Source organism: Candidatus Binataceae bacterium (genome assembly GCA_036495685.1).
GTDB lineage: Bacteria > Desulfobacterota > Binatia > Binatales > Binataceae > JAFAHS01.
The window spans coordinates 1-2,657 of record DASXMJ010000041.1; the positions used below are offsets into that span (position 1 = coordinate 1).

The 2,657-nt window shown below is 56.9% G+C and carries 3 protein-coding genes; 1 reads left to right on the plus strand and 2 read right to left on the minus strand.

The genetic code is table 11. The features are described from left to right. Positions 1-434: 434 nt before the first annotated feature. On the plus strand, positions 435-1,430 hold the full coding sequence (locus VGI36_04785; protein ID HEY2484438.1) for an ornithine cyclodeaminase family protein: 996 nt from the start codon (positions 435-437) through the stop codon (positions 1,428-1,430). On the opposite strand, the gene VGI36_04790 is transcribed toward VGI36_04785, so the two are convergent. After that, complete coding sequence (locus VGI36_04790; protein ID HEY2484439.1) at positions 1,427-1,666, minus strand: zf-HC2 domain-containing protein; 240 nt, start codon at positions 1,664-1,666, stop codon at positions 1,427-1,429. The genes VGI36_04785 and VGI36_04790 overlap by 4 nt on opposite strands. Further along, on the minus strand, positions 1,663-2,307 hold the full coding sequence (locus VGI36_04795) for a sigma-70 family RNA polymerase sigma factor (protein HEY2484440.1): 645 nt from the start codon (positions 2,305-2,307) through the stop codon (positions 1,663-1,665). Before VGI36_04795 ends, VGI36_04790 begins: the two co-directional genes overlap by 4 nt. Positions 2,308-2,657: the final 350 nt, after the last annotated feature.

Here is a 2,657-nt window from a genome sequence, read left to right on the forward strand (position 1 = left end):
GCGGGTGGCCAAACCGGAGAGACGGGGGGATGGAGGTCGGTGATCCTCAATCCAAGCTGTCCTGCAAGGAAGAGAGCCGCGACGACGAGAAGGGATTGAGCGAGGTCCTTGCGGGAGTTCGGAAACGATAGCGCTGCCCTCAAATGCTTGAGGACTGTTTGTGTGGAGATCATTGCGATCCGCCTCCGCGAATCGTTCCGCCAGTTTCTCGATAGGACGAGACCGGCAACTAGAACACCAAGCGACGCCCCAAAAACGTCAGCGCGAGAATCGCCGCATACCCTAGCCTGCGTGGACGACGGTGTCAAGTTAGCGCAGACGACACCGGTAACCGGAAGATGACCGGAGGTCGTTGGGAGTAAACGGATGATCGGGGAATGATAGGTGCGGAAAATCGTTTGCCGTGGGATAACATTCGGCTGAGGAGATTTGATATGGCGTTGTTGCTGACGGAAGCGGATGTAAGAGGGCTCTTAACGATGCCGATGGCGATTGCGGCCGTGGAGGAGTCGTTCCGGAGGCTGTCGAGCGGGGACGCGATCGTGCATTCCCGTCAGAGATTGCACATTCCGGGCAAGAGCTATCTTCACTATATGGCCGCTGCGGATGCGACCGGTGGCTACATGGGGCTGAAGATTTATTCGAGCGCGAAGGAAGGGTTGCGCTTCCTCGTGCCGCTGTTCAATGTGACGACGGGTGATCTGGCTGCCATCATCGAAGCGGATTTTCTGGGACAAGTGCGCACGGGAGCGGCGAGCGGAGTGGCGACGCGGTGGATGGCGCGAGAGGATTCGCGAGTAGTGGGGATCATAGGAACGGGGTTGCAGGCGCGAACGCAGCTTGAGGCGATTGCAGCGGTACGCAAGCTGGGAGAAGTGCGGGTCTGTGGGCGAGATGCGAACCGGCGCGAGGCGTTCGTGGCGGAGATGTCGGCGCGGTTGAAAGTGCCGGTAAAGTCGGCCGCGAATGCCGAAGAAGCGGTTCGCGACGCGGATATCGTGATTACCTCGACGACGTCCACAAATCCTGTAGTCGAAGGGCGATGGCTGAAGAAGGGAACGCATATCAACGCGATCGGAGCCAATTTTCCGCAGAAACGGGAACTGGATGCCGAAGCGGTGGAGCGGTGTGACGTGATCGCCGTCGATTCGCGAGAGCAATCGAAGCTCGAATCGGGCGATCTGATTCAAGTTTTTGGCCAGGATGAGAAGCGCTGGGGCGGAGTGGCCGAGATGACGGACATCGTCGCGGGTAAGACGCCGGGTCGCACAAATCCCGAGCAGATTACGCTGTTTAAATCGAACGGAATCGCGATCGAGGATATCGTTGTGGCGGGTCGAATTTACGAGCTTGCCCGCCAAAGAAAAATAGGAAGGGAAATTCCGATGTGGGAGAAGGAAGCCCGATTCGGGGAAGCGCGAGGCGTCTAAACCCGAACGCCGCGAAGCCGCTTCTTAAGAGCATCCCTGAGCCTGAGACGCGTGTCTTCCGGCAGAGGAGCGGGCTCGGAGTTGCAATAGATCTGGATGGTCTGCTTGGTCGTGTCCACTACCACTTTGCAGTCTTCACAATGCTCGAGGTGCTTTTCAATAGAGGCCTTCAGCGTGGAATCGAGCGCTTCGTCGAGGTAGTTCGAAAGTTCTTTTACGATGTTCCTGCAATTCACGAATTTTCACTCCGCTTAAAGAACCGATTCAATTTCTGCCGCAGCTTCAATCGCGCTCGAAGCAGTCTCGATTTCACCGCGGGAACTGAGAGGCCCAACGCTTCTGCCGTTTCCTCAGTGGACAATTCTTCGATGTCGCGAAGTTGGAAAACGACTCGAAAAGATGGGTCTAATTCAGAAATTGTTGTGTTCAAAATGCTCGAAAGTTCCGATTGCTCGTAGCGATCTTCGGGCGAAGGGCCCCAGTCTTCCACGTCGCGGGGAATCAGCTCTTCGCCGGTATCTATTTCATCGTCGAGCGAGACCTGATTGGGACGGCGCTTGCGCAGCTTCATCAGCGCCTGGTTCACGGCAATCCGAACCAGCCAAGTGTAGAAGCGCGAATTGCCTTGAAATTCGCCGAGGTGCTCGAACGCTTTCAGGAACGATTCCTGCATCGAGTCTTCGGCGTCTTCGCGGTTCTGGGTGATATTTTGCGCGAGGCGGAAAATCTTGCGCTCGTAGCGGCCGACGAGGGTTTCGAAGGCGGAGATGTCGCCAGCTTTAGCGGCGGCGACAAGAATGGGCTCGTCGTCTTTGACGACCGTAGAGGGCAACGCGTGCGCTGGCGGCTCGACGGGATTCATTTTGGGCGCGCTCATCGTGCGATTCCGATCCGAGGGCTATCCTGAACGGAAAGGGTAGCACACATTTTGAGTGCGCTGGCGGCTGATACAGTCGACACTATCACTCTGGATTAGACGAGCGAGCAAGCATCCCGGATGCATGATTTTAGGGCAGGACGGGGGCGAGCGACGTGGGCGATCGGCTCTTGACAGCGTCCCTGGCGGTCTCGTATGCTGTATTTTCGAACGAACGTTCGACTAGTAACCTGACTTCCCTGAATGCCAAAAGTCCGCGACCACCCGCGTGTTTCACATCCCAAGCAGCAGCTGATATTGCGTCATGCCGCGCAGGTATTCTGCGAAAAGGGATATGAGGGCGCATCGAT